At 75.2% G+C, this 19569-nt stretch carries 20 protein-coding genes; 13 read left to right on the forward strand and 7 right to left on the reverse strand.

The features are described 5' to 3' along the window. The first annotated feature begins 5 nt into the window (after positions 1 to 5). From IPL61_35545 to IPL61_35565, 5 genes are all read left to right on the forward strand, one after another. The gene (locus IPL61_35545) at positions 6 to 1196 is read left to right on the forward strand and encodes an MFS transporter (GenBank protein MBK9036507.1); all 1191 of its coding nucleotides are present in this window, start codon (positions 6 to 8) and stop codon (positions 1194 to 1196) included. Between the two features lie 232 nt (positions 1197 to 1428). Continuing rightward, positions 1429 to 1881, forward strand: coding sequence for a hypothetical protein (locus IPL61_35550; GenBank protein ID MBK9036508.1), 453 nt, complete (start codon positions 1429 to 1431; stop codon positions 1879 to 1881). A 178-nt stretch (positions 1882 to 2059) separates the two neighbouring features. Continuing rightward, positions 2060 to 2653 (forward strand): TetR/AcrR family transcriptional regulator, encoded by a 594-nt coding sequence (locus IPL61_35555; GenBank protein MBK9036509.1) that lies wholly within the window; start codon positions 2060 to 2062, stop codon positions 2651 to 2653. Beyond that, positions 2650 to 3390, forward strand: a complete 741-nt coding sequence (locus tag IPL61_35560) for an ABC transporter ATP-binding protein (GenBank protein MBK9036510.1) — start codon at positions 2650 to 2652, stop codon at positions 3388 to 3390. The genes IPL61_35555 and IPL61_35560 overlap by 4 nt, the downstream gene beginning before the upstream one ends. After that, positions 3387 to 5732, forward strand: a complete 2346-nt coding sequence (locus tag IPL61_35565; protein MBK9036511.1) for an FtsX-like permease family protein — start codon at positions 3387 to 3389, stop codon at positions 5730 to 5732. Before IPL61_35560 ends, IPL61_35565 begins: the two co-directional genes overlap by 4 nt. Before the next feature lie 183 nt (positions 5733 to 5915). On the opposite strand, the gene IPL61_35570 is transcribed toward IPL61_35565, so the two are convergent. Further along, positions 5916 to 6644, reverse strand: coding sequence for a hypothetical protein (locus IPL61_35570; protein MBK9036512.1), 729 nt, complete (start codon positions 6642 to 6644; stop codon positions 5916 to 5918). Between the two features lie 68 nt (positions 6645 to 6712). Here IPL61_35570 and IPL61_35575 point away from each other — a divergent pair, with 68 nt between their 5' ends. Continuing rightward, entirely contained in the window at positions 6713 to 7462 is a 750-nt protein-coding gene (locus IPL61_35575) for a hypothetical protein (GenBank protein ID MBK9036513.1), read from the forward strand. A gap of 4 nt (positions 7463 to 7466) precedes the next feature. Here IPL61_35575 and IPL61_35580 read toward each other — a convergent pair whose 3' ends face one another. Together IPL61_35580 and IPL61_35585 are read right to left on the reverse strand one after the other, a co-directional pair. Beyond that, on the reverse strand, positions 7467 to 8564 hold the full coding sequence (locus IPL61_35580) for a quinone-dependent dihydroorotate dehydrogenase (protein ID MBK9036514.1): 1098 nt from the start codon (positions 8562 to 8564) through the stop codon (positions 7467 to 7469). Between the two features lie 42 nt (positions 8565 to 8606). Further along, positions 8607 to 9230, reverse strand: a complete 624-nt coding sequence (locus tag IPL61_35585) for a putative metal-binding motif-containing protein (GenBank protein ID MBK9036515.1) — start codon at positions 9228 to 9230, stop codon at positions 8607 to 8609. A gap of 83 nt (positions 9231 to 9313) precedes the next feature. Between IPL61_35585 and IPL61_35590 the strand changes: the two genes are divergently transcribed. After that, on the forward strand, positions 9314 to 9829 hold the full coding sequence (locus IPL61_35590; protein ID MBK9036516.1) for an RNA-binding protein: 516 nt from the start codon (positions 9314 to 9316) through the stop codon (positions 9827 to 9829). Positions 9830 to 9941: 112 nt separating this feature from the next. Here the strand turns inward: IPL61_35590 and IPL61_35595 are convergent, their stop codons facing one another. Next, complete coding sequence (locus tag IPL61_35595; protein ID MBK9036517.1) at positions 9942 to 10724, reverse strand: hypothetical protein; 783 nt, start codon at positions 10722 to 10724, stop codon at positions 9942 to 9944. 138 nt (positions 10725 to 10862) lie between these two features. Here IPL61_35595 and IPL61_35600 point away from each other — a divergent pair, with 138 nt between their 5' ends. Further along, a complete protein-coding gene (locus tag IPL61_35600; GenBank protein ID MBK9036518.1) occupies positions 10863 to 11669 on the forward strand; it encodes a hypothetical protein in 807 nt (268 codons plus the stop codon). 63 nt (positions 11670 to 11732) lie between these two features. Here IPL61_35600 and IPL61_35605 read toward each other — a convergent pair whose 3' ends face one another. Next, positions 11733 to 12179, reverse strand: a complete 447-nt coding sequence (locus tag IPL61_35605; protein MBK9036519.1) for a hypothetical protein — start codon at positions 12177 to 12179, stop codon at positions 11733 to 11735. A 61-nt stretch (positions 12180 to 12240) separates the two neighbouring features. Here IPL61_35605 and IPL61_35610 point away from each other — a divergent pair, with 61 nt between their 5' ends. Both IPL61_35610 and IPL61_35615 read left to right on the forward strand, forming a co-directional pair. Next, positions 12241 to 13131, forward strand: coding sequence for an RluA family pseudouridine synthase (locus IPL61_35610; protein MBK9036520.1), 891 nt, complete (start codon positions 12241 to 12243; stop codon positions 13129 to 13131). Beyond that, the gene (locus IPL61_35615) at positions 13128 to 13418 is read left to right on the forward strand and encodes a hypothetical protein (protein ID MBK9036521.1); all 291 of its coding nucleotides are present in this window, start codon (positions 13128 to 13130) and stop codon (positions 13416 to 13418) included. The genes IPL61_35610 and IPL61_35615 overlap by 4 nt, the downstream gene beginning before the upstream one ends. A 138-nt stretch (positions 13419 to 13556) precedes the next feature. Here the strand turns inward: IPL61_35615 and IPL61_35620 are convergent, their stop codons facing one another. After that, a complete protein-coding gene (locus IPL61_35620; protein ID MBK9036522.1) occupies positions 13557 to 14393 on the reverse strand; it encodes a TIGR01459 family HAD-type hydrolase in 837 nt (278 codons plus the stop codon). Positions 14394 to 14441: 48 nt separating this feature from the next. Here IPL61_35620 and IPL61_35625 point away from each other — a divergent pair, with 48 nt between their 5' ends. Beyond that, complete coding sequence (locus IPL61_35625; GenBank protein MBK9036523.1) at positions 14442 to 15233, forward strand: thymidylate synthase; 792 nt, start codon at positions 14442 to 14444, stop codon at positions 15231 to 15233. A gap of 78 nt (positions 15234 to 15311) precedes the next feature. Further along, positions 15312 to 16790, forward strand: coding sequence for a hypothetical protein (locus IPL61_35630; protein ID MBK9036524.1), 1479 nt, complete (start codon positions 15312 to 15314; stop codon positions 16788 to 16790). An 8-nt stretch (positions 16791 to 16798) separates the two neighbouring features. Here the strand turns inward: IPL61_35630 and IPL61_35635 are convergent, their stop codons facing one another. Continuing rightward, the gene (locus IPL61_35635) at positions 16799 to 17422 is read right to left on the reverse strand and encodes a class I SAM-dependent methyltransferase (protein MBK9036525.1); all 624 of its coding nucleotides are present in this window, start codon (positions 17420 to 17422) and stop codon (positions 16799 to 16801) included. Between the two features lie 253 nt (positions 17423 to 17675). Between IPL61_35635 and IPL61_35640 the strand changes: the two genes are divergently transcribed. After that, positions 17676 to 19544, forward strand: coding sequence for a hypothetical protein (locus IPL61_35640; protein MBK9036526.1), 1869 nt, complete (start codon positions 17676 to 17678; stop codon positions 19542 to 19544). Positions 19545 to 19569 lie beyond the last annotated feature (25 nt).

The following is a 19569-nucleotide window of genomic DNA, read 5'->3' on the forward strand; positions in this document are numbered from 1 at the left end:
TCCTGATGCGCCGCTCGCCCCTCCTGCCGATCTTCCTGATCGTCCTCGTCGACGTCCTCGGGATGACGATCGTGATCCCGCTGCTGGCGATCTACGCCGAGCGGTTCGGGGCGTCGCCGCTGACCGCGACGCTCCTGATGTCGTCGTTCGCGGTGTGCCAGCTGCTGTCGGGGCCGGTGCTCGGGACCCTGTCCGATCGCTACGGCCGGCGGCCGATCCTGCTGATCAGCCAGCTCGGGACGCTGGCCGGGTTCCTGATCCTGGCCCGCGCCGACGCGCTGTGGATGGTGTTCGCCGGCCGCATCATCGACGGCGCCACCGCCGGCAACCTCGCCATCGCGCAGGCCTACATCGCCGACCACACGCCGCCCGAGAAGCGCACGCAGTCGTTCGCGCTGATCGGCATCGCGTTCGGGCTGGGCTTCGCGTTCGGGCCGGTGATCTCGGGCTGGCTGTCGCACCACTCGCTGGCGACGCCGTTCTACCTGGCGGCGGCGCTGTCGGCGTGCGCGATCATGGGCACCCTGCTCATCCTGCCGCGCGACGAGGCCCGGGCGCCGGCCACCGGGCGGCTGCGGGTGTTCTCGCCCGGGCTCTACGTCGAGTACTTCCGCCGGCCCGAGCTGGGCCGGCTGCTGGCGCTGTTCTTCGTCTACATGTTCACGTTCTCGCTGTTCATCGGCGGGATCGCGCTGTTCTCCGAGCGCCACTACACGTGGCATGGGCTGCCCTTCACCCCGCGCGAGATCGGCTTCACCTTCGCGGGCAGCGCGGTGGTCGCGCTGGTCATCCAGGGCGGGCTGATCCGCCGGCTGGTGCCGCGGTTCGGCGAGGTCCGGCTGGCCGAGGTCGGGTTCCTGACGCTGGCGGTCGGCTACCCGCTGCTCGGGGTCAGCTCGGCGCTGGGCATGCTCGCGCTCGCGACGTTGATCTCGTCGGTCGGCAACTCGCTGTTGCGCCCGGCGCTGACCGCGCTGGTGACGACCCACGCCAGCGCTCGCGAGCAGGGCGTCGTGCTCGGCATCACCCAGTCGCTGTCATCGATCGCCGCGATCTCAGCGCCGCCCCTGGCCGGCGTGCTGATCGAGCACGGCCACGGCCACGCCTGGGCCTACCTGCTGGGTGGCGTCGGTGCGCTCGGCCTGGTGATCATGATGGCGACCCGCAAGGCCGGCAAGGTAGCCGCAGAAGCGTAGGGACCAAGATAATCGCGAGGGTCCACGAAAACGACCGCGCGCGGGCGGTGAGCCCTAGCCCGCGAGGGCGAACTGCGGCTGGTCGATCGCGACGCCGAGGCCACGCAGGCGCTGGGCGGCGCGCTGGCCGCTGCGCTCGAGCTCGCCGCGATCGGGGTGGAGGGCGACGCCGCGGGCGCGGTCGCGGGCGCGGGCGACGGTGGTCCACTGGCCCCACAGCGCGTCGAGCCAGGTGACGCCGGTGGCGCTCGGCGGAGTCGAGGCGCGGCACCACCAGCTCGAGGTAGGCGCGGCCGAACGCGGCGTGGCGGGCCTCGTCGCGCCCGACCCGCGCGTTGATCTGGCGCACCAGCCGGCACGGCCACGCCGCGATCCGCCGACGCAGCGGCGGCATCACGTCGTGTGCCATGACCACGTCGAGCGCGGCGACCAGCACCCACGCGGGCCCGGTCCAGGCGCGCGCGGTGGCGAACACCGCGGCCAGGCCGGGATCGATCGGCGCGACGTCGCCGAGGCGCTCGAGGTAGGCGCGGTGGACCTGCGCGTGGCGATCCTCGTCGGCGACCTGGGTGGCCATGAAGGCGCGCGCCGCCGGCCTGGGCGCTATATGGGTCAACCCGGGCGGTCCTGGCGTGACGCGTGTCAGCCGATCGGGCGGTCCTGGCGTGGCGGATGCCTGGCGTGACGGGTGTCAGCCGATCGGTTCGTGGCGGCGACGTCTGGCGTGACGGGTGTCAGCCGATCGGTTCGTGGCGGATGCAAAAATTGATATTAATTTTCGCGAGTTTACATGTTCACCGGTTGACAGCCCGAGAATAGAGCAAATGCTTCAAGCAGATGCTTAACTATCTCGGGGCGGGACCGTGACCCCGCCGGCGCAACCGGACCTGGGCAGGGTCACCCGGCAGAAGATCATCGCGGCGACGATCGTGCTGGTCGCCGAGGAGGGCTGGCACGGCGTCACCACGCGGCAGGTCGCCGAGCGCGCCGGCGTCAACAACGCCGCGGTCAACTACCACTTCACGACGAAGGTCGACCTGCTGCGCGCTGCCGCCGCGGCCAATGTCGAGGCCGAGTTCGGCCAGGCCATGCAGGCGATGTTCATGGCGCCGACGCTCAAGGACGGCATGCGCCTGATGCTGAGCTTCCTCGGCGCGATCGATCTCAAGCAGCCCTCGATGGTGATGCTGCTCGAGACCATGATGCAGTCGTCTCGCGACGAACCCCTGCGCGAGGGCTTGCTCGAGGTCCTGGCCGCGGTGCGCGCGCAGATGGCCGCCCGCGTCGCCGCCGATCAGGCCACGGGCCACCTCGCCCCGCACCTCGACCCGATGATCATCGCCACGCTCCTGGCCGCCCTGATCGACGGCCTGCTCTTGCACCGCATGGTCGACCCGTCGATCGACATCACCCGCAGCGGCGTCGCGGCCATCGACGCGCTCCTGGAGGCCCCATGACCACCGCCCCGTCCTCCGCCGCGGCCGGCGCCGCCATCCACCTCCGCGGCGCGTCGCGCACGTTCGGCAAGGGCGCCAACGCCGTCCACGCGCTGCGCGCCGTCGATCTCGACGTCGAGCCCGGCGAGCTCGCGGTGCTGCTGGGGCCCAGCGGCTCGGGCAAGACCACGCTGCTCAACCTCATCGGCGGCATCGAGAGCCCGACCGCCGGCACCGTCGAGGTCGCCGGACGCGACCTCGGCCGCCTCGACGACGACGCCCGCACGCGCTACCGCCGCGACACGCTCGGCTTCGTGTTCCAGTTCTACAACCTCGTGCCGACGCTCACCGCGCGCGAGAACGTCGCGCTGATCCTCGAGCTGATCGGCGTCGACGATCCCGACGGCCGCGCCGAGCGGGCGCTGCGCGCGGTCGGCCTCGGCGCCCGGCTCGAGCGGTTCCCGGCCGAGCTGTCGGGCGGCGAGCAGCAGCGGGTCGCGATCGCGCGCGCGATCGCCAAGGAGCCGCTGCTGCTCTTGTGCGACGAGCCGACCGGCGCGCTCGATCTCGAGACCGGCCGGGTCGTGCTCGCGCTCCTGCGCAAGCTCAACCGCGAGTCGGGCCGGACGATCGCGATCGTCACCCACAACGTCGCGATCGGCGCGATGGCCGATCGGATCGTGCGCATGCGCTCGGGCGAGGTCGTCGAGTCGGTCCGCAACCCGACGCCGATCGAGCCGGAGGAGGTGACCTGGTGAGGCTCCTCCGCCGCAAGCTCGGGCGCGATCTGCGGCGCCAGCGCGCCCAGAGCCTCGCGATCGCCGCGACCATCTTCCTCGGCACGATGCTGGCGGTGCTGTCGGCGGGCGCGTACCGCGATCTCGACGCCAGCTACCGCGCGGTGTTCGACGCGACCGGCTTCGCCGATCTGTGGATCGCCGGCGGCGACGTCGACGCGATCGCGACCGCGGCCGGCGCCGAGCCGGGCGTCGAGGCCGCGCTGCCCCGACGGGTCACCGACGTGCCGATCGAGATCGGCGATCAGCGCTTCCTGGGCCGCGCGGTCGAGGTCGTCGCCGACGCCGCGGTCGGCAAGGTCCTGGTCACCGCGGGCCAGCCGCTCGATCCGGCCGAGCCCGACGGCGTCCTGGTCGAGGAGCACCTCGCGGCCCACGCCCACCTCGGCCCGGGCGATCACCTGGCGCTGCTGGTCGGCACCGGCTGGCGGACGGTCACGGTCCGCGGCGTCGCCGCCTCGGCCGAGTACATCTGGCCCGCGCGCAGTCGCCAGGACGTGCTGCCGCCGCCCGGCAGCTTCGGGGTCGTGTTCACCGGCCCGGCGCTGGCGGCGGCGCTGGCGCCGGCGCCGACCGAGGTCGCGGTCCGGTTCGCCCCGGGCGCGCCCACCACCGTCGAGGCGCGCGTCCGCGCGATCGCGGACGCCCACGGCGCCGCCGGCGTCACGACCCGCGCCGAGCAGCCGTCGAACGCGGCGCTGCGGTCCGACATCGACGGCTTCAAGCAGATGGCGGTGATGTTCCCGGGCCTGTTCCTGCTGGCCGCGGCGCTGGCCACCACGGTGCTGCTGTCGCGGCGGGTCCGCACCGAGCGCACCGTGATCGGCACGCTGCGCGCGTGCGGGTTCTCCCGGCGCCAGATCGTCTGGCACTACCTCGGCCACGGCGTCGGCCTGGGGTTGCTCGGCGCCATCCCCGGCGCGCTCGTCGGGCAGTTCGCCGCCGGCGCCGCCACCGGCGCGTACACCGCGGCGATCGACGTGCCGATCACCGTGACGCGCTTCCACCCCGACTTCTTCGCGCTCGCGGTCCTGTTCGGGCTGCTGACCGGCGTCGTCGCCGCGCTGGGTCCGGCCCGGGCGGCGGCGCGGATCGCGCCAGCGCAGGCGATGCGCGGCGTCGTGCCCGAGACCGGCGGCGCGCGCCGGCCGTGGCTCGAGCGGGCGCTCCCGCCGCTGCGACGCCTGCCGGCCCGGTGGCAGCTGATCCTGCGCAACCTCGGGCGCAACCGCCGGCGGACGCTGTCGACGATGCTGGGCGTGATCCTCGCCGCGACGCTGATCCTGGTGTCGTGGGGGCTGATCGACTCGACCCGCGCGATGCTGCACCGACAGTTCGAGGTCATCGAGCAGCGCGACGCGACGCTCTACGTCGACGGCCAGGTCGGGATCGAGCCGCTCGCGGCCGCCGCGGCCCAGGTCGACGGCGTGGCCGCGGTCGAGCCGCTGCTCGAGGGACCGGTGACGCTGCGCGGGCCCCGCGGCGACTACGCGACCGCGCTGACCGCGCTGCCGGCCGCCACCACGATGCACCGGTTCCTCGACCACGATCGCCGGTTCCAGCTCGGCGGCGGCGTCGTGCTCGGCCGGGCCGCCGCCGCGGTGCTCGGCGTCCACGTCGGCGACACCGTCGCGCTCGAGCTGCCCGAGGCCAGCGCCGGCTTCAGCGCCCGCGTCGACGGCTTCGTCGACGAGCCGCTCGGGACCCTGGCCTACGCGGCGCTCCCGGTGGTCGTCGCGGGCACCGGCGGCGCCGCCGCGGCCAACGGGGTCGCGGTCCGGTTCGCGCCCGGCGCCGATCGCCAGGCGACGCTGGCGCGGCTGCGCGCGCTGCCCGGCGTGGCGGTGGTCCAGGACACCCACGCGATGCTCGACGCCGCGAACGAGTTCATGGGCCTCCTGTACGCGTTCGTCGGGGTCATGCTGATCCTGGGCAGCGCGCTGGCGTTCACGATCCTGTTCGTGACCATGACGGTCAACATCGCCGAGCGGACCACCGAGCTGGCGACGTTGCGGGCCAGCGGCGTGTCGCACCGCCAGATCGCGCGCCTGGTCACCGCGGAGAACCTGCTCGTGACCGCGCTGGGCGTGGCGCCGGGCCTCGTGGTCGGCGTGCTCGCGGCCCGGGCCTTCCTGGCCTCGTTCTCGAGCGATCTGTTCGCGATGTCGCTCGCGCTGTCGTGGGTGACCCTGGTCGGCACCGCGGCCGCGCTGCTCGCCACCGCGCTCCTGTCACAGCTCCCCGGCCTGCGCGCGGTGCGCAAGCTCGACATCGCCAAGGTCGTGCGCGAGCGCTCGGCGTGACCGGGCCGCCGTCAGGCGATCTCGTCGGCGCCGACGTCGAGCGCCCCGCGCGGTCGGGCCTGGCCGTCGAGGTCGCGCTCGCCGACGAGCGCCCCCGGGAAGCCGGCGTCGTGGGCCGGGCTGGCGGTCAGCGCGACCGCGAGCGCCGCCAGGCGCGCGGGGGTCAGAATCGCTCGCCCCAGGTCACGAGCCCGCCCGCGCCCGTCGGCACGACCGCGACCTGGGTCCCCCGGCGCGGCCGGGTCCACCACAGGGCCCCGGCGGTCGCGACCGCGGCGACCGCGACGACGGCGCCAGCCTGCGCGCCGTAGTGATATCCGCTGGCGCGATCGTAGGCCGCGTCGCGCCCCGCGGCGTCGCCACGCCCGGCGGCCGCGGTCGAGTCCGTGAGCGCGCCGCGGCCGAGAGCTCGAGGGTCGCGGCGACGAGCCCGACCGCGACCCCGCCGCCCGCGAGCCCGAGGACCAGCCCCCGGCGCGAGCGCGCGGGCGCGGCCTCGACCGACGGCGTGGTCCGCACGCGGGGTCCGGGCGGCGGCGCCTCGACCGGCGGCGCCTCGACCGGCGGCGGCGCGGCCGCGACGCAGCTGGCCATCCGTTCCGCGGCGGCCCGACGCGCGGCCGCGTCGGGATCGGTGGCGAGGAAGTCCTCGAACACCTCGGCCGCGCGGGCGCACTGCCCCAGCTCCTGATGGCAGCGCGCGATCGCGAACAACGTCTCGGCGCGCGGCTGCAACCGGTACAGCCGCTCGAACCCGCGCAGCGCCTCCTGGTAGCGCCCGGCGGTGAAGTCGGCCTCGGCGGTGGCCTCGATCACCGCGACGTCGGGCCCGTCGGCCCCGGCCCGCCCTGGCGCCACGCCGACGCTGGCCACGGCCAGGGCGACGACGAGGGTCAGGCGAGCGCCGGGCACGCCTCCAGCGTAACCGAGTGCGTCGCGGCCGTCATCGGTGACCCGCCGCGGCCGTGTAGACTCCCGGCGTGTCCGTCGCTGGCGCGTGCCCGCTGTGCAACCGCGTGTTCCCGTGGACCGAGGTCCCGCCGGGCGCGACGGCGGTGACGTGCCCCAACTGCGACGTCCCGGTGGAGCTCGAACGGTCACCGCCGCCGATGCCGCCGCCGATGTTCGTGCCGCTGGTGCCGACGTTCCCACGTCCGGAACCGCCGCCCGAGGGCATGGCGATCGTGCGCGCGGCGCCGCCGCCACCACCGCCGGTGCTGGCCGAGGCTGGCCCGTTCCGCGCGTCGGCCCACCCGTTCATCGAGCGCCGGGTCGGCGACGCGCTCCAGATCGACTTCCCGCGCCGGCGCGGCGAAGGCCGCGTCAGCGTCGGCGCGGTCGTGTGGAGCAGCCTGTGGGCGGTGTTCACGGTCATCGACGTTTCCAGCGTCGTGACCGCGCTGATCATCGGCGGCCCGCCGACCGCGCTGTCGCTGCTGCTGCGTCGCCGCCGCAACCGGATCAAGATCGACGCGACCACGATCACCGCCGCGGGCGTGCGGCGGCTGCGGCGCGACCGCGTCACCCACATCTTCTGCGTCGGCGTCTACAACGGCTCCTGGTCGAACGTGATCTGGCACGTGCGCGTGCGCGCCGGCGTCCAGGACTTCCTGCTGGCGGTGACCGACTCGCTCGACGACGCCAACGCGCTGGCGGCGCTCTTGGCCAGCGAGCTGGGCCTGCCGACCTGGGTGCCGACCGCGCCCAACCCGCAGGCACCGCGACGGTGAGCCGTCAGCCCGCGTCGCGGCCGATCGCGGCGCGCAGCGAGGTCAGCCCGGCCGCGCGCAGCCGCGCCGCGAGGCCGCGGTGGACGCGCCGGGGCCACAGCGGGCCACCGTAGACGAAGCCGGTGTAGCCCTGCACCAGCGTGGCGCCCGCCGTGATGCGAGCCCAGGCGTCGTCGGCGGTCTCGACGCCGCCGACCGCGATCAACACCAGCCGCTCGCCGACCCGCGCGCGCAGGCGCCGCAGGACCGCGAGGCTCCGCGCCGTCAGCGGCGCGCCCGACAGCCCACCGGCGCCGAGCGCGGCGACCTCGGCGTCGGGCGTCGTCAGCCCGGTGCGGGCGATCGTGGTGTTGGTGGCGATGACGCCGTCGAGGCCCAGCTCGAGGGCCAGGTCGGCGACCGCGTCGATGTCGTCGTCGGCGAGGTCGGGCGCGATCTTCACCAGCAGCGGCACGCGCCGCGCCGGCGACGCGCGATCGAGCGTCGCGCGCACGTGCGCCAGCAGCGGCCGCAGCTTGTCGACCGCCTGCAGGTCGCGCAGCCCCGGCGTGTTGGGCGAGCTGACGTTGACCACCAGGTAGTCGGCCAGCGGCGCCAGCAGCTCGGCCGAGCGCGCGTAGTCGGCGAGCGCGCCGGCCTCGTCGACGATCTTGGTCTTGCCGATGTTGAGGCCGAGCAGCGCGACGCCGCGCGGCCGCCGCGCCAGCCGCGCCGCGGCGGCCTCGGCGCCGCCGTTGTTGAAGCCGAGCCGGTTGATCAGCGCGCGATCGCGCGGCAGCCGGAACATGCGCGGCCGCGGGTTGCCGGGCTGCGGCTGCGCGGTGATCGTGCCGAGCTCGACGAAGCCGAAGCCGAGCGCGGCCAGCGCGGCCGGCCCCTTGCCGTCCTTGTCGAAGCCGGCCGCGAGACCCAGCGGCGACGCCAGCTCGCGTCCGAACACGGTCAGGCGCAGCGCCGGATCGCGCGCGCCGCACAGCCGCCGCGCGATCGCCTTGGCGCCGGGCACGACCATCAGCGCGCGCAGGAGCCCGAAGCCGAGCCGGTGCGCGGTCTCGGCCGAGAGCCGGCGCAGGACCAGCCAGAACAGCGCGCGGTAGAGCACGCGCGTCTCGTACCACGAGCCCCGCCCCGCTCGCGATGCTGGCTACACGCCGTCGAGGTCGCCGAGCGCGTCGATCGGCGGCGGGGCCGCGCCCGCGTCATCAGCGGCGTCGACCTCGGCGTCGTCGGGCGCGTCGATCCCCGCGTCGACCCGCCGCTTGCCGGGGCCGTCGGCGCCCGAGCAGTCCTGGTCGACGCCGTCGCCGAGCGAGTCGGGCGCGCCCGGGTACACGTCGGGCCGCGTGTCGTCGCAGTCGCAGTTGGGATCGATCTCCGGATCGCAGGCCGCGGCGTAGCAGGCCGGGAACCAGCCGTCGTCGTCCTGGTCGACGCAGTCGTCGTAGTACGCCGGCCCGCCGTAGCAGGCCATCAACGTCATCGCCGCGAGGCCACCGGCGGCGAGGCCGGCGGCGCGCGCCAGCACACCGCGCAGCGCCGAGCGCGCGTGCGCGCAGTGGGGACACACCCGGGCGCGCGCCGGGACCAGGCCATCACAGGAGGTGCAGGATTCCAGAGCCATGGGGCACGGTATCGCAAGCGGGATGCCGACAACGCGCGAAGCATGTCGGGAACTTACGGTCGTTCCGGCGCGTGTGCGGGCCCCGCCCGCGACACACGTGTCACAGCGCCGCCGAGGGGGTGCCGCCGGGCTGGCTCCGGATCCCATTGCGTGCCCGCGTGAGTTCTGGCGTTATTTATCTGACCGCTCCCCAAATCGAACCGGCAATCGCGCAGGAGATCTTGAGTTCCATGGGTACGAAGCTCTACGTGGGCAACCTGAACTACAACACGAACGAGGAATCGCTCCGGCAGCTCTTCGGCAGCAACGGCCGCGAAGTCGCCAGCGTCTCGGTCATCATGGATCGTGAGACCGGGCGCTCCCGCGGCTTCGCGTTCGTCGAGATGGCCACGGCCGAGTTCGCCGAGCAGGCGCTGAAGGAGCTCGACGGCGCTGACCTCGACGGCCGCGCCCTGCGCATCAACGAAGCGCGCGAGCGCGACGCGCGCGGGCCGCGCTCGTTCGGCGGCCCACCTGGCGGAGGTGGCGGCGGCGGTAGCTATACGCCGCGCCCGCCCGGCGGTGGCTACACGCCGCGCCCGCCCGGCGCCGGCTTCGGCGCGCCCCGTCCGCCCGGTGGGGGCTTCGGCGCGCCCCGTCCGCCTGGCGGCGGCGGCGACGATCGCAAGCGCGGCGCGCCCGGCGGGCGCCGCGACGAGGGCCGCCGCGGCGGCGCCAAGCGCCGCGGCGACGGCGACGACTGGTAGGCGACGACTGGTAGGTCGCGGGCTCAGCGGGCCGGCTCAGAACCCGCCGCGATCATGGTAGCCAGCACGGCGACGGCGACGACTGGTAGACGACGACGGGTAGGTCGCCGGCTCAGCGCGCCGCGATCATGGTGGCCAGCACGGCCGCGATCGCGACGGCGATCGCGATCACGATGAACCGCTGACGCGCGAGCCGCGCGGTCCGCGTCGCCTCGACCCGCGCCACCTCCTCGGCGCGCGCCTCCCGGGCCGCGCGCAGCGGCGCGTCGTCGGGGCCGGCGCGGTAGGCGCCGCCGGCCCCGGTCGTCATCGGCACCTCGGCGTCGAGCGCGAGGCTGGCGGCGCGCAGGCCGCTGGCCAGCCCGGCGACGAGCGCCAGCGCCGCGCGGGCGTCCGCTGGCTGCTCGAGCCAACCCCGCACCGCCATGCGCAGGTTGCCCGGCGTGGTCGTGAGCTCGACCCGCCGCTGCGCCAGCAGGTAGGCCCGGGTCGGCGGGGTGAGCAGCCGCTGCACCACGTCCGCCGGGGCGCCCTCGATCCGGAACTTCTGATCGAACGGCAGGTCGCCGACCACCACGTCGATCATCTCGCCGCGCGCGATCTTGCCGGCGTCGAACCAGCCGTGCTCCTCGAGGTGCAGCACCAGCGGATACCCCGACGGGAGGACCCCGTCGACGTAGGTCCACGACTCCGACGACGAGCCCGAGCCGCGGGTGGCGAACTCGAGCCGGACCCGGACGCCGTCGAGCTGCCCGGCGGCGGTGTTGCTGGTGGCCTCGCCGCCGAGCGACGCGGCCAGCTCGCGCAGCATGTCGCGCCGGGTCGACGCCCGGACGATGCCCCAGACGACGCCCCCGATCGCGGCCACCACGATCACGACGACGAAGACCTCCACGACGTGACGCTAACGCAAAAGCCCCACCCACGCCCTCGAATTCCCGAGGGGCCCCCGCGAAAATCCACGCGCGCCGTCGACGAAGGGCGCGGGATGACGTGCCGTCATCGGGGCACACTGCTTGCTACCGCCCCCGTGATGTTCACTCGCTGGCTCCCTGTCCTCGGCCTCACCGTCATCGCCACCGCTTGCAGCGAGCCCGCGCCGCCGGAGCCGGTGGTCGCGCGCGTCGATCTCCGCGCCGCGCTGGCCACCGCCGACGCGAGCCCGGTCGGGGTCGCGATCGACGCCGCCGGGGCGCGGCTGGTGCTCGACGAGCAGGCCGGCCTGTGGCGGGTCGACGCGGCCGGCCACGCCACGCTGGTGCGGGCGCTCGGCGCCCTGCCCGACCCGGGCGTGCCGATCCGTCCGCCGTACACCGATCTGGTCGCGCTCGGCGACGCCCGGTTCGCCCTGACCGCGATCGGCGACGGCTTCTTGCTCGATCTGAGCGCCGACACGATGCAGCAGTACTTCTGCTACGAGCCCGGCGGCTTCCCCGACGATGAGGAGCAGCGCACCGCCGCGGTCGCGTACGACCCGGCCGCGGGGCGGCTCTACGCACAGCCGCGCACCTTCGACGTCGACGGCAACCTCCTGCGCACCGAGCTCGCCTCGTACGACAGCGCCACCGGCGTCGACCTGAGCTGGCGCGCGCTGCCGGGCCAGTTCGACGCCGGCGGCATGGTCGCGCTCGGCGGCGACGCCCTCTTGCTGGGCGCCGGCGACCAGCTGCACCGCTACGACTTCGCGACGTTCACGCTCACGCCCGTCGACGATCTCGGGCGCTTCGGCGTCACCGCGATCGACGGCCTCGCGATCGATCCGGTCGCCCACACGCTCGTGGTCGTCGATCGCACGCGCGACGAGCTGATCGAGATCGCGCTCGCCGACCTGGCGCTGTAGGCCCTGGCCTTCGAGATGGGGTCACCGCCCCGGGTCGCTGCTCGACCCGAGCTCGACGGCGCGTCAGGGGACGATCGGGCCCTGGACCGGGCCCTGGGTCGGGCCGTCCGCCGGCTGGTAGACGAAGTCGTCGAGGCGGGTGCGGTCGGCCGACAGCGTCATCGTCTCGGGCGGCGCCGAGCCCGCCGGCGTGAACTGGACCTGGCTGCCGCTGATCACGTAGGTGCCGGTGATGGCCGCGTCGAGCAGCACGTGGCGGTAGCCGCCGTCGGGCTCGAGCGTCACCGAGTAGCAACCGCCGCGGCTGCCCGGCGGGGCGCACTCGCCCTGATAGGTGCGGCTGGCGGCGAAGTGCTGGCCGTCGGCGGTCAGCGCCGGGTCGGCGGCCGGCGCCACCGGGCCGCCCGACGGCGGCGGCGGCGCCTTCGACGAGGTGAGGACGCAGCCGGCGGCGAGCGCCGCGATCGACGCCGCGAGGACCGAGCGGAGGGCAAGCGAGGAGAGCTTCACGCGGTGCAGCCTAGCAGGCGCGCGCGTTGACCGCTGGCCCGGACGCCCCCATCATGCGCGCGTGGCCGACACCGTCCGCTTCACGATCGCCGCCGACGGCGACGGCACCCGCCTCGACCAGGCGCTCGCGGCCGGCGTGCCCGGGCTGTCGCGCCGCCGCGCCCGCGCGCTGATCGACCTCGGCGGCGTGTTCGTCGATCGCGCCCGGGTCAAGGTCGCCAGCCGCCCGGTCCGGGCCGGCCAGGTGATCGAGGCCACGCTCGGCGGCGCGTTCGAGCGCGCGGTCGCGCCCGGCCCGGCGGCGCCCGAGCCGCTCCTGCCGATCGTCTACGAGGACGAGCACCTGCTCGTCGTCGACAAGCCCGCCGGCATGGTGACCGCGCCGACGCCCGAGAGCGACCGCGGCGACGCGCTCGATCGCCTGCGCCGACGCCCGGGCGGCGGCGAGGTGTTCCTGGTCCACCGCATCGATCGACCGACCAGCGGCCTGCTGGTGTTCGCGCGCACCGCCGCGGCCAACCGGATCCTCGCGGCGCGGTTCGTCGCCCACGACCTGACCCGGGCCTACGTCGCGATCGTGGCCGGGGCGGTGCCGGCGACGGTGACCACGATCGATCGTCCGGTCGCCGGACAGCGCGCGGTGACCCACGTCGAGGCGATCGCGCCGCTGGCCGGGGGCCGCGCCAGCGAGGTCCGGCTGCGGCTCGAGACCGGCCGCACCCACCAGATCCGCGTGCACCTGGCCGAGCTCGGGCACGCGGTGCTGGGCGATCACCAGCACGGCGACGAGGTCGCGCGGCGCTTTCGACCGCGGCCGCCGCGGCTGGCCCTGCACGCGGCCCACCTCGGGTTCCGGCACCCCATCACCGACGCGCCGCTGGCGTGGGACAGCCCGCTGCCGCCCGATCTGGCGACGTGGCGCGCCGCGCTCGCCGACGAGCCGACGCCGTGATCACCCACCACTGCTTCGTCCGCCTGGCGCCCGCGCACGCGACCGACGCCGGCCGTGCCGACGCGCTGACGATCGCGCGCGGGCTGGCGGCGCTGCCAGCGCTGACCCTGCGCCTCGGCGTCCCGGCCGACGACTCGGCCGCGAAGTGGGACCTGGCGATCGCGATCGACCTGCCGTCGCTGGCCGCGCTGGCCGAGGCCCGCTCGACCGCCGCCTGGGCCGCGCTCGACGCGCACCTGCGCGCGCACGCGATCGTGGTCAAGGCCTGGAACTTCGCGGCCGCCTGAGCTTCCAGGGGAGGCCTGTCGCCAGGCCTCCCCTCGTCGGGGGCAAGCCCCGACGAGCCTCCCCTCCGCGACGCGAACCTCCCGGCGCGTGGACCGGTGCTCGACTCGACCGAAAGACTGACAAGCCCTGATCTGAGCTCACAGCCGCTCGAGCAGCCAGTGCGGCGCGCGCTCGGGCGGCGCGACGCCCGCCCGCCACACCGACACCCCCGCGACCAGCGCCGCGTCGAGGCCGACCGCGCGGGCCCCGGCGATGTCGGTCTCGAGCTGATCGCCGACCATCAGCACCGGCTGGGTCACGCCGATGCGCGCCCGCGCCTCGGTGAAGATCGCCGGCGCCGGCTTGCCCAGGGCGACGAACCGCGGCGGCGCCGCGTAGCGCCGCCCCAGCACCGCCTCGATCATCGTCGCCATCGTGCCCGCGGTGAAGCCGAGCGCGCCGGCGCCGCGCGGGAACACCAGGTCGGGGTTGGCGACCACCAGCGCCAGCGGCCGCCCGGCGTCGAGCGCGCGCACGCACGCGGTCACCGCCGCGTTCATGCCGGGCAGGAACTCGAAGCCGGCGTCGTCGCAGATGACCAGCGCGTCGATCGCCGCGTCGTCGGAGATCTCGACGACCTCGAGCCCGGCCGCGCGCCCGTACGCGCGCGCGTCGCCGGTGCCGAGCACCAGCGCGCGGGCCCCGATCAGACCGTGGCGCGCCGCGTGCGGCCCCAGCAGATCCCCCGACGACACCACCTCGGCCTCGGCGATCGCCAGCCCGAGCCCGGCGAACCGCGCGGCGGCGGTGGCCGGCAGCCGCGACGCGTCGTTGGTGACCACCGCCAGCGGCTTGCCGGCCGCCCGCACCGCCGCCAGCGCCGCGGCCGCGCCCGGCGCCGGCCCCTGCGCGTCGACCAGGACGCCGTACGCGTCGAACAGGAACCCCTCGTAACGCTCGACCAGCTCGGCGAACCGCGCAGCCTGTGGCACCACGCCGCGTCGTACCACGTCGCCGTCGGACGCGGGTGGTATACGCGGACCATGGTCCCGTACCTCGATCTGCTGCGCCAGGTGCTCCAGGACGGCGAGCGCCGCACCGATCGCACCGGCGTCGGCACGGTGTCGATCTTCGGCGCCCAGAGCCGCTACGACCTCCGCGACGGCTTCCCGATCGTCACCACCAAGAAGGTGCTGTTCCCGGCGGTGGTGCGCGAGCTGCTGTGGTTCCTGCGCGGGTCCACCAACATCCACGACGACCTCACGCAGCACACGCCGATCTGGGACGCGTGGGCCGACGAGCGCGGCGACCTCGGGCCGATCTACGGCCACCAGTGGCGTCGGTGGGGCGCCGACGACGACCGGCCCGGCATCGATCAGCTGGCCGAGGCGGTGCGGATGATCCGGACCGATCCGACGTCGCGCCGCATCATCGTCAGCGCATGGAACGTGGCCGATCTGCCGAAGATGAAGCTGCCGCCGTGCCACGCGTTCTTCCAGCTCTACGTCAGCGGCGACTGGCTCGACCTCCAGCTCTACCAGCGCTCGGCCGACCTGGCGCTGGGCGTGCCGTTCAACATCGCGTCGTACGCGCTCTTGCTGGCGATGATCGCCCAGGACACCGGCAAGCGACCGCGCTACTTCATCCACACGCTCGGCGACGCCCACATCTACGCCAACCACCTCGACGGCGTGCAGCAGCAACTCACCCGGGCACCGATGCCCCTGCCGCGGCTGGTCCTGGCCGACAAGCCGATGCTCGAGCTCGGGTTCGAGGACATCTCGCTCGAGGGCTACCAGCACCATCCGTTCATCAAGTTCGCGGTCGCGGTGTAGGCGTCGGTTCCGCCGCAGCGACCGCATTCGTACGAAATTTGCCGATACCGCCTACCCCGGGGGGGGTAGAATGCGGGCATGCGATGGTCGGTGAGGTGGTGGCTCCTGGGGCTCTTGCTGATGGGCTTGACGGCGTGCGGCGACACCCCGAGCTCCCTCGACGCCGCCGCCGTCGACGCGGCGATCACGGACGCCACGGTAACGGACGCCGCGGGTCCCGACGCGGGCACTCCCGACGCGGGCACTCCCGACGCGGGCACTCCCGACGCGGGCATTCCCGACGCGGCCGTTCCCGACGCGGCCATTCCCGACGCGGCCATTCCCGACGCGGCCATTCCCGACGCGGCCATTCCCGACGCGGCCGTCTCCGACGCTGCGATCCCCGACGCCGCGGTCGACGCCCCCATCGACGCCGCCGTTCCCGACGCGCCCGTCGACGCGCCCGTCGACGCCGCCGTTCCCGACGCGCCCATCGACGCCCCCGTCGACGCGCCCGCCGACGCCGCGGACCTCGACGCCCCCGTCGACGCGGCTGCGCCCGACGCGCCCATCGACGCGCCCATCGACGCCCCGGGACCGTGCGTCCTGCCGCCGTTCACCGCCGGGGTCAGCACGGTCACCGGCTGCGCGGACCCCGGTGCCACCGATGGCGTCCGCGGCACCGCCAAGCTGGCCAACCCGGTGAACGTCGCCGTCGGCCCGGACGGCGACATCTACATCGCTGACTTCGACAACCACCGGATCCGGGTGTCGACCCCGACCGGCACCGTCCGCACGCTGACCCAGCAGGCCAACTTCATCAAGCCGTTCGGCCTCGCCTTCACCGCCGCCGGCGACCTCTACGTCCAGACCGACGACAATCCCCAGGGCCAGCACTCGCCGCTGACCGGCACGCTGTGGCGCGTCGACACCGCGACCGGTGTCGCGACGCCGCTGGCGCAGGACCTGGGACGGCCGCGCGGGCTCACCGCGCTCGCCGACGGACGGCTGGCGCTGGCCGACTACGTCCACCACGTGATCCAGCTCTACGATCCGGTGACGAACCTGGTGAGCCCGCTCGCCGGTGCCTTCGACGCGCCGGGCTTCGTCGACGACGTCGGCGGCGCCGCCCGCTTCGCGTACCCCTACGGCGTGGTCCAGCTCGCCGACGGCAGCCTGGCCGTGGCCGAGCTGGGCAACCACGTGATCCGCCGGGTCGCGCTCGACGGGACGGTCTCGACCCTGGCCGGCACCGGCGTCGCCGGCAACGCCGACGGCGCCGCGCTGGCCGCGTCGTTCTCGGGCCCGCAGGCGCTGGCGCTCGCCGCCGACGGCGCCCTCTACATCACCGACACCAACAACTTCGTCATCCGACGGCTGCGCGCCGGCGTCGTCGACACGCCCATCGGCAGCGGCGTCGACGGCTGGCTCGACCACGACGTCCCGACCGCGGCGCAGCTGCACGGGCTCGAGGGCATCGGCCTCGACCAGGTCAACGGGCGGCTCTACATCGCCGACGGCTGCCGCGGCGAGCCCGCCCCCTACCACCGCGTGCGCGTGTCGATCCTCCCGCCCTGATCGACGCGTCACCCGCGCGCGCGGGCCAGCAGCACGGTGTGGTGATCGCACGCCGGATCCTCGCGCGTGAACAGCACGACCTCGAGCCCCAGCTCGGCGATCACCGCCTCGTACTCGGCCGGCGCCAGGCTGGCGTGGTAGACGCGCTCGCCGCCGACCACGCCCGTGACCTCGCCGGCGACGTGGCCGACGGTCAGCATCAGCGCGCCGCGGGGCCGCAGGTGGGCGACGAGGCGCGGCAGGGTGCGCCGCTGCTCCTCGGGCGTGAGGTGGAAGAAGCTGTTCCAGCCGATGATGCCGTCGAAGCGCTCGGGTAGATCCAACGAGCGCATGTCGGCGTGACGCCAGTCGCCGGTCGGGTGCCGCGCGCGCGCGAGGGCCAGCATCGCGTCGACGACGTCGACGCCGGTGACCGCGAACCCCGCCTGCACGAGGTGCGCGGCGATCGGCTCGCCCGCGCCGCAGCCCACGTCGAGGATCGCGCCCCGCGCCGGCACCAACGCCGCCAACCGCGCCAGCCAACCGCGCTCGCGCAGCGACCGCGACCGCTCCGCGTCGAAGCGCGCGGCCTGACGTTGATAGATCGCGGCGGTCGCGCCGGCGAGCGCGCAGAGGTCGAGGTCAGCTGACATAGGGCTCCGGGGCCGCGCCACGTTCGGGCCAGCGACGCCACGCTCGCGCACGCTAGCGCACGCTAGCGCGATCCGCGCCGGCTCGGGCGCTGATCCGCGCGGCGCGGTTCCGGGCCAAGGCCGCGGCCCACGCGTGCGAGGTCCTGTACCTCAACGACGAGGTCCAGGGCTGCAGCCGCTACCTCGAGGCCGACGCGCCGGGCCGAAGGCCACTTTCCGGCAACCCGCGCCGGGCGCTGGTGTCGGACAGTCGATGGCGCACCTCGCGTGGCTGGCGACGGCGATGGTCCTTTTCGGCGGCCCGCTGACGGCCGGCGCCGCGCCTCCGCGCTACCCGCGACCGGCGACCTCGGGGCCGATCGATCCGGCGCTGGCCCCTGGCGAGACGGCCTGGGCCGAGGCCGAGCGCGAGCCCGATCGGGCGGTCGCCGCCGAGCGATGGCGCGCCGCGGCACGCGCGTTCACCACGGTCGCCGCCGCGACGGCGCACGACCACGGCCTGCGCGCGCGCGCCGCCGAGGCCGCCGTCCTGGCCTGGAAGAACGCGCTCGCGGTCGACCCAGCGGTCGCTCCGCGCCGGCGCCCGGTCGACGCCAGCGATCTGGATCGCCCCCCGGAGGCGCGGCCCCTCACCGCGGACGAGGCCGGGTTCGTCGAAGCGATCGACCTCCACCTGGCGCTGGGCGCGCCCAGCACGGACGAGCTCGCGGAGCTGCGCTTCCTGCGCGGCGACGTGCTGCGCCGGGCCAACCGGTTCGACGAGGCCGCGGGCGACTTCGAGGTCGTCGTCGCCCACGATCCCAGCGCCGACCTCGCCGGGTACGCCGCCGCGTTGCTGCTCGACGGGCTCAACCAGACGCGCCGCTACGACGAGCTGGTCGCGCTCGCCCATCGCCTCCACACCGACGCCGCGCTGGTGCGCGCGCACCCCGAGCTGGCCGAGCGGCTCGCGCTGATCGAGCGCCATGCGCTGCGCAAGCAGGCCGAGCAGGCCGAGCAGGCCGCCCAGCGCACCGGCGATCGCGACGGCTTCGCGCGCTGCGCCGACCTCTACGATCAGGTCGCGGCCAGCCCGTTGAGCGCCGACGACGTCGAGGTCGTCTACAACGCGGCCCTGTGCGCGGCCTGGGCCGGCGAGGCCGACCGCGCGCTGGCCCGGCTCGACGCGATCTTGCGCGATCGACCCCGCGCGCCGCTGGCGGCCCGCGCGCTGCAGCAGCACGCCGCGCTGGCCGAGCGGATCGGGCGCATCGCGGTCGCCGCCGACGACTGGGCGCGCTACGCCCACACCTATGCTGGCGACGCCACCGCGGCCGGGCGCATGGCCGACGCGGTCGCGCTGCGCCTGGCGCTGGGGGACCGCGATCGCGCGGAACGCGACGCCACGTGGCTCGCGACCTCGGCGGCCCCGCGCGCCCGCCGCGACGCCGGCCTGAACCTCGCGGCGGTCGCCGCCGCTCGCTTGGCGCACGGCGAGCGCGCCCAGGCCCGCCGGCTGCTCACCACGGCGATCACGTCCTGGCGCGCCGGTGACGCCGATCGCGACGCCGCGTTCGCCGCGCTGGTCTGGGACGCGGCGTGCCCGGTCGCGCCGAGCGACGGCCTGTGCCTGGCGCCGAAGCGCGCGCCGCGCGATCGCGCGCTGGCCCGGTTCGCGCTCGCGCTGCTCCAGCGCGGGCCACGCGCCGACGGCCAGGTGCTGCTCGCGGACGCCGCGCTCGAGGTGGTCCTGGCGATCGCGACCCCGCCGCCCGCGCGGCGCGGTGACGCCTGGCGCGCCCAGGTCGAGCTCGCCGCCGCCGACGCCCAGGCCGCCTACCTGCGCGTGCTGGCTGGCCCCGACGCCGACGGTGACGCCGTCATCCGCGCCCACGCCGGCCTGGGCCAGCTGGCGCTCCACCGCCACGCCCTCGACCTGACCGACGCCACCGCCCCGGTCGACGAGCTCACGACCGCGCGCCAGGAATACGCGCGCTGCGAACGGCTGGCCGCCGACCAACGCCCGTCGCTGCTCGAGCTGTGCGAGCGCGGGCTCGCCCGGGCCGGGATCCCCGCGCCGCCGCGCCCCGAGCGACGGCCCCCGCCGGCGCCGACGCCGCTCGCGCCCGCCCTCGAGCCCTGAGCGCGAGACGCCGACGCCCAGGCCA

This window comes from Myxococcales bacterium (assembly GCA_016717005.1).
In the GTDB taxonomy this organism is placed as follows: domain Bacteria; phylum Myxococcota_A; class Polyangia; order Haliangiales; family Haliangiaceae; genus UBA2376.